The organism is Caldibacillus sp. 210928-DFI.2.18, assembly GCF_020554505.1.
In the GTDB taxonomy this organism is placed as follows: Bacteria; Bacillota; Bacilli; order Bacillales; family Caldibacillaceae; genus Caldifermentibacillus; species Caldifermentibacillus hisashii.
Map to the genome: position 1 here is coordinate 21,484 of NZ_JAJCHL010000045.1, position 6,916 is coordinate 28,399.

The following is a 6,916-nucleotide window of genomic DNA, read 5'->3' on the forward strand; positions in this document are numbered from 1 at the left end:
TTAGAATCCAGCATCATATTGGGGGAGTACATTTTTATGTCTAGATTTGAAAAATTTCTATTAAACGTACTATTTATTGAATTGTTTATCGGAGGTGGCGGGAGGCTTATCGATTTTGGAATCTTATCCATCCGACAAGTTTTATATATTTTATTGTTCTGCACTTTCATTTTCCGATTAATTAAAACAAAATCTTTTTTTAACAAGGAAGTAAACACATTTGTTCGATTTACACCAGTAACAATTGGTGTTTATATGTTGATTGGTTGGTGTTTCATTGGTGCAGTTATCGGTTGGATTTACGGTCATCCGCTCTCTGCGGTTATAACTGACTTGTTAAGAGTTTCCTATATAGCCATTTATTTCCCATTGGCCTATTATATTAATAATTCCCGTTTTTCGATTACTCATATTGTAAAAATTATAAAATACTCCGCTCTAACAGTTGCAATTTTCACAATTACAATAACCTTACTAGGAAAAACTGTATTCATTAATAATTTCAATGATTACTTTAACTTTTTGAATACGATTATGAACGACGATTTGTTTTTCAGACCAAGTAACAGTGTTTTTTACAAAAGTCATTTTTATGTATTGATTGGTCTGATCTTATCACTTAACGCAGCATTAACTAAAAAACATTCTAAGGTGGATCTATTTAATATATTTTTATGTACTTTATCAATTATTTGGTCTGAAACACGCGGATTTTTATTAGCGTTTATGGTTAGTATTCTTGCCATCCTTTTAATTGATACTAAAATCATTACAGACCCGGTTAAAGGTTTGAAGGAAAAAATCCGATTACTAGGTAACTCGAAATTTTTCTTGAAAAAGTCAGCCATTTTATTAATTGTGTTCATATCTGTACCTATATTATACCAGACCATGACCCTTTCACGTTTCCAAATTGATACTGCTGATGAACAGGTAGACAATTCAGGCCTCAAATATGGCTTGGAAGAAAAGCTGATACTTGGTTCTAAGGGAAGTAAAGGTCAAACTAAAGAAAGAGTAGAAGTAAATGATGTCAGTGTGAATACAAGGATGAGTTTTATATTAGCATCTAAAGATATTTTATTAAGCAATCCGGTTAACTTTATTTTTGGGACTGGATATGGGACGGAAATAGATGGGAGAATCAGCGGAATCGAAATGAGTTTTCTTGATATCTTGGTCGAACAAGGATTGATTGGTTTATCTATATGGGGATTTCTTTTCCTGATTGTCTATATTAATTTTTATATCGTTTTTAAACGTCAAAAGACTCTTAATACAACAGATATCTCTTTCATGTCAATATTTTTGGGAGTGTTGTTGTTGACTAATATCAATCCGTTCATAAATAACCCAATTGGAATGGGATTTATGTTAATTGTATTAATTTATTCCCAAATTAGAAAAGATGAAGTAAAGACAATACCTGTATAAGAGGTCCTACAAATGAAATTTACTGCTGTTATTGTTTTTTATAAGCAAAAAATTGAAACGAGTAAAACATTTCGGTCTTTTATTAATTTGATTTCATCTAAACAGGATATCAAGTCTCCTATAATAGAACTTATTTTGTACGACAATAGTCCTGAAAGTCAACATTTTGATCCGGCAAAGTACTCGCAAGTATCTGTTCACTATGTACACGACAAACGAAATTTAGGTATTTCAACTGCTTATAATTATGCCTTACAAAAAGCAAAAAAATGCAACAGTGAATGGTTAATTTTGTTTGACCATGATACAGAGGTAACAGAAGAGTATGTTGACCAGATTTTTCATTTACCCAAGGTAGACTCAAAGGTGGTAGCAATTGTTCCACAAATAACAACAGGTAATCAATGGGTCTCTCCCGTTTACAGTTCTAGTTTGCGGCCGTTAACTGGACAACAGCCTTCACCAGGCATCCAATCCGTACCGGTAATGGCAATTAATTCCGGAGCAGTAATAAGAGTGGCATTCCTTAAAGAGATCGGGGGCTTTAACGAGGAATTTCCATTGGATTACTTAGATCACTGGTTATTTTATGAGATTTACGCAAAAAATTATAAAACTTTTGTACTCGATATTTATTTACATCATGATTTATCGGTTATGGATTATAATTCTATTTCACTTACCCGCTACAAAAGTATCTTGCATTCCGAGTTCACTTTTTATAAAAAATATAAACGTGAATTATTTCCCGAATACCGAAAACAACTTTTTAAACGACTTCTTAAACAGATTATAACTGTCAAAAATAAAAAAATCGCCCTTTATACGTTACGTATGCTCCTATCATTGAAAGGAGGTTGATGAAAATGATATCTGTTTGTATGGCTACCTATAATGGCCAAGATTTTGTAATCAGACAATTGGAATCGATCATAAAGCAATTGGATAAGAATGATCAAATTTTAATTGTTGATGACAGATCAACTGATAATACTGTGAAATTGATTCGGGAGCATTATGGTGACCGGGTTGAAATCCATATCAATGAAACTAATTCAGGTCCGATAAAAAGTTTTGAAAAAGCCATTTCACTTGCCAAAGGAGACTTTATTTTCCTATCTGATCAAGATGATATTTGGGAAAACGACAAAGTCGCAAAAGTACAAAATGCCTTTCAAGACCCGGATGTTATGCTGGTTACCCATGATGCTTATGTTGTGGATGGCAATCTAAAAATAATCGAACTCTCATGGAATACATTTAATAACAATGATATCGAACAGGGTTTATTTGGAAACATCATTAAAAATGCTTATACCGGCTGTATGATGGCTTTTCGTAAAGAGCTGAAACCGTTGATTCTACCATTTCCGGATTCTATTGAAATGCATGATCAATGGATCGCTCTTGTTTGTATGATAGAGCGGAAAAAAATCGTTCATATTAGTGAACCGCTGATGAAATATGTTCGGCATGGCGGAAATGTGACGGCTATCAAAAGGCGATCTTTGACCACTCAATTAAAAGGAAGAATTGGAACGATCCAGGCAATCCTATCACACAAGAAAAAACATTAAGTTTTTGTATCTTTTTTTAAAGAATAGTGCCATTTCTGTTCTTTTCTTTTATTATAGATATTGGTGTTAATAACGTATATATTTCTTTATAAAATTTCTTTCTATTATCAAGACGATTAAAGGAGAGGATTCGAATGAAAGGTATCATTTTAGCCGGGGGAAGTGGAACAAGGCTTTACCCGCTGACAAAAGTTGTTTCTAAACAGTTATTACCTGTCTATGATAAGCCGATGATTTACTATCCGATGTCTGTTTTAATGCTGGCAGGAATTAAAGAGATTCTTATTATTTCTACGCCGCAGGATATCGGTCGGTTTGAGCAAATTTTTGGAAACGGCTCGGATCTGGGTGTCCATATTACTTATGAAGTGCAACCCGAACCGGGCGGCTTAGCTCAGGCTTTTTTGATTGGTGAACAATTTATTGGTGATGATCATGTTGCTTTAGTGCTGGGCGACAATATATTCTATGGACATGGTTTTACAAATTTATTGAAAAATGCTGCCTCCCGTGAAAAAGGAGCTACGGTTTTCGGCTATTATGTAAATGATCCTGAACGTTTCGGTGTCGTTGAATTTGATGAAAACGGAAAAGCTGTATCGATTGAAGAAAAACCGGCACAACCGAAATCAAATTACGCAGTTACCGGCCTATATTTTTACGATAATCGTGTCATTGATATTGCGAAAAATATTAAACCATCTGCCCGCGGTGAGCTTGAAATTACAGATGTAAATAAAGCATACTTAGAAATGGGCGAGCTGAATGTTGAATTGCTTGGCCGTGGCTTTGCATGGCTTGATACCGGTACCCATGAATCGTTGCTTGAGGCATCGCAATTTATTGAAACGATCGAGAAACGACAAACATTAAAAATTGCTTGTCTTGAAGAAATTGCCTACAAAATGGGGTATATTAATAAAGAGAAATTGTTGGAGTTAGCGGAACCGTTAAAGAAAAATCAATATGGACAATATTTGATTAAGATTGCCAATCAAGGATAATTTCTTACTAATTTTAGTCTGTTTAATGTTGAATTTTTTCAGTAAAATATTGGATTTTTGATGAAGAATCGAGGTAATTTCAATGAACATAATTGATACAAGTATCCCTGACGTTAAAATTCTTGAACCAAAAGTATTTGGTGACCACCGTGGTTATTTTATGGAAAGTTATAACAAAAAACTTTTTGCTGAACTTGGACTTGATTATCATTTTGTGCAGGATAACCAATCGCTGTCGCGTGAAGTTGGGGTAATCCGTGGTCTGCATTTCCAATTAAATCCGAAAGCCCAGCTGAAATTGGTGCGTGCAGTAAGAGGAGCGATTTATGATGTTGTTGTCGATATTCGTAAAGGTTCTCCTACATACGGAAAATGGACAGGCGTTATTTTGAGCGAATATAATAATCGTCAATTATTGGTACCAAAAGGGTTTGCCCACGGATTTTGTACATTGGTACCTGATTGTATTGTTGCTTATAAAGTTGACGAATTTTATTCACCGGAACATGATGGCGGTATTTTATGGAATGACCCGGCATTGGGCATTGATTGGCCGACATCTGCACCTATTTTATCAGACAAAGATACGAAACACCCGACCCTTGCAGAAGCAGATTTGAACTTTGTTTATGAAAAATAGGTGCCTTTTAGGATTACATCAAAAACATTGAGAAGCAGATTTTAATTTTTTTACAAGAAATAAGACCTTCCAAAAAACACACAAGAAACGCTGGCATTTGGCCACGTTGAACTTTATTTATAAAAATAGGAGGTACATGATGAAAGTATTAGTAACAGGTGGAGCAGGATTTATTGGCAGTAATTTTGTTCGCTACATGGTGAAGAAATATCCTGAATATCAAGTTGTTAACCTGGACCTTTTAACATATGCAGGCAACCTTGAAAATTTAAAAGAGATAGAAAATAAACCGAATTACAAGTTTGTCAAGGGTGATATTGCTGATCATGAGTTTATTAACGGATTTTTTGCAGAAGAAAAATTTGACTATGTCATTAATTTTGCTGCAGAATCACACGTAGACAGAAGCATCACTGATCCCGGAATTTTTGTTCGCACCAATGTTCAAGGGACTCAAGTTCTGTTAGATGCTGCAAAAAATATCGGTGTGAAGAAATATTTACAAGTTTCCACTGATGAAGTATATGGTACGCTTGGTGAGACCGGTTATTTTACCGAGGAAACTCCGCTCGCACCAAACAGTCCGTACAGTGCAAGTAAAGCCGGCGCTGACTTGCTCGTTCGCGCTTACCATGAAACATACGGAATGCCTGTGAACATCACCCGTTGTTCAAACAATTACGGTCCATTCCATTTTCCGGAAAAATTAATTCCGTTAATGATTATCAACGCTTTGCATGATAAAGATTTACCGGTTTATGGTGACGGGTTAAATGTTCGTGATTGGTTATATGTGGAAGATCATTGTGAAGCTATTGATACCGTACTTCATAAAGGGGTTGTCGGTGAGGTATACAATATTGGCGGAAATAATGAGCATACGAATATTGAAATTGTAAAAACGATTTTAAAACATTTAGGAAAACCGGAGTCCCTTATTAAATTTGTTAAAGATCGTCCGGGCCATGATCGTCGTTATGCAATCGATGCAACGAAAATTCGTACGGAACTTGGCTGGGAACCGAAACATACCTTTGAAACTGGTATTAAAGAAACGATTGATTGGTATTTGGAAAACAAAGACTGGTGGGAAAATATTATTTCCGGTGAATATCAACAATACTTTAAACAACAGTATGGTGATAGATTAGAGGTTGAGTAATTATGAATATTTTAGTAACCGGAGTTAACGGGCAACTTGGTCATGATGTGGTCAAATTATTAGATTCAAAGGAACATATCGTAACCGGTGTCGACCGGAAAGAAATGGATATTACCAATGAAGAGGCTGTAAAGGGGAAAATTAGAGAGGTCAAGCCGGATGTGATTGTTCATTGTGCGGCCTATACAAACGTTGATGGTGCTGAAAATGATGAGGAGACGGCTTATCAGGTGAATGCATTAGGAACGAAATATTTGGCACAGGCAGCGAAGGAGATTGGTGCCAAAATGCTCTTTGTCAGCACGGACTATGTGTTTGAAGGAAATGCCAGTGAGCCGTATGAGGTCGACCATCCAACTAATCCGATTGGCGCTTATGGTCGGACAAAACTTGCCGGAGAAAATTTTTTGAAGGAAATTTTGGATCGGTTTTATATTGTCCGGACCGCCTGGGTCTTCGGCAAAAACGGGAAAAACTTTGTAAAAACGATGCTTCGACTGGGAAAAGAACGTGGAGAAGTAGGCGTTGTTGCTGACCAGGTTGGCTCCCCTACTTACACGATGGATTTAGCAAAATTTATCATTGAACTGATTCAAACGGAAAAATACGGCACCTACCATGCAACCAATAGTGGTGTTTGCTCGTGGTATGAATTTGCAGTGGAGATTTTTAAACAAGCAGGTTTGTCGGTTAAGGTGAACCCGCTAACAACGGAACAATATCCAACACCTGCAAAACGCCCGAAATATTCTGTTTTAAGCAAGGCTGAATTAGAAAAACAAGGTTTTACCCCACTTCCTGATTGGAAAGAAGCTTTACATGCGTATTTAAAAGAAATTGAGGAAATTTAATTTAATGACATTTTAAGCTGTTTCGCTGTAATTGTGTTGGTTTAAGGAACCACAATTGAAAAAGCGAGCAGCTTTTTTTGGATTAATGTACAAGTATACAGTAAAGGGATAATTTGGTATTATGAGGACTTCTTCTCTGAGACATTTTTTCCTTTCATAAAGTGCATTCTGTCCCATAGAATCCAATCTGGCATCTCCTATGGGACAGTTTTCATTCTTTTGCCCTGCATTTTGTCTCATAGCGTTGT

General features: G+C 35.9%; 8 protein-coding genes. 7 read left to right on the forward strand and 1 reads right to left on the reverse strand.

Features of this window, described 5'->3' with window-relative positions; genetic code table 11:
* The first annotated feature begins 36 nt into the window (after nucleotides 1-36).
* The 7 genes from LIZ98_RS10620 to rfbD all read left to right on the forward strand — a co-directional run bounded on the left by LIZ98_RS10620 (nucleotide 37) and on the right by rfbD (nucleotide 6,668).
* A complete protein-coding gene (locus tag LIZ98_RS10620) occupies nucleotides 37-1,434 on the forward strand; it encodes an O-antigen ligase family protein (RefSeq protein WP_227139607.1) in 1,398 nt (465 codons plus the stop codon).
* Nucleotides 1,435-1,446: 12 nt separating this feature from the next.
* Nucleotides 1,447-2,295, forward strand: a complete 849-nt coding sequence (locus LIZ98_RS10625) for a glycosyltransferase (RefSeq protein WP_227139606.1) — start codon at nucleotides 1,447-1,449, stop codon at nucleotides 2,293-2,295.
* Between the two features lie 5 nt (nucleotides 2,296-2,300).
* Nucleotides 2,301-3,011 (forward strand): glycosyltransferase family 2 protein, encoded by a 711-nt coding sequence (locus tag LIZ98_RS10630; protein ID WP_227139605.1) that lies wholly within the window; start codon nucleotides 2,301-2,303, stop codon nucleotides 3,009-3,011.
* Nucleotides 3,012-3,145: 134 nt separating this feature from the next.
* Nucleotides 3,146-4,015, forward strand: a complete 870-nt coding sequence (gene rfbA, locus LIZ98_RS10635) for a glucose-1-phosphate thymidylyltransferase RfbA (RefSeq protein ID WP_034773143.1) — start codon at nucleotides 3,146-3,148, stop codon at nucleotides 4,013-4,015.
* An 82-nt stretch (nucleotides 4,016-4,097) separates the two neighbouring features.
* Entirely contained in the window at nucleotides 4,098-4,655 is a 558-nt protein-coding gene (rfbC, locus tag LIZ98_RS10640) for a dTDP-4-dehydrorhamnose 3,5-epimerase (protein WP_041845523.1), read from the forward strand.
* 139 nt (nucleotides 4,656-4,794) lie between these two features.
* Nucleotides 4,795-5,817 carry a dTDP-glucose 4,6-dehydratase gene (gene rfbB, locus LIZ98_RS10645; protein WP_227139604.1) on the forward strand — a complete coding sequence of 341 codons (1,023 nt, stop codon included), beginning with the start codon at nucleotides 4,795-4,797 and terminating at the stop codon, nucleotides 5,815-5,817.
* 2 nt (nucleotides 5,818-5,819) lie between these two features.
* Entirely contained in the window at nucleotides 5,820-6,668 is an 849-nt protein-coding gene (gene rfbD / locus LIZ98_RS10650) for a dTDP-4-dehydrorhamnose reductase (RefSeq protein WP_041848103.1), read from the forward strand.
* A 12-nt stretch (nucleotides 6,669-6,680) separates the two neighbouring features.
* On the opposite strand, the gene LIZ98_RS10655 is transcribed toward rfbD, so the two are convergent.
* On the reverse strand, nucleotides 6,681-6,916 hold a 236-nt coding region (locus tag LIZ98_RS10655; RefSeq protein ID WP_227139603.1), incomplete at its 5' end, for a hypothetical protein.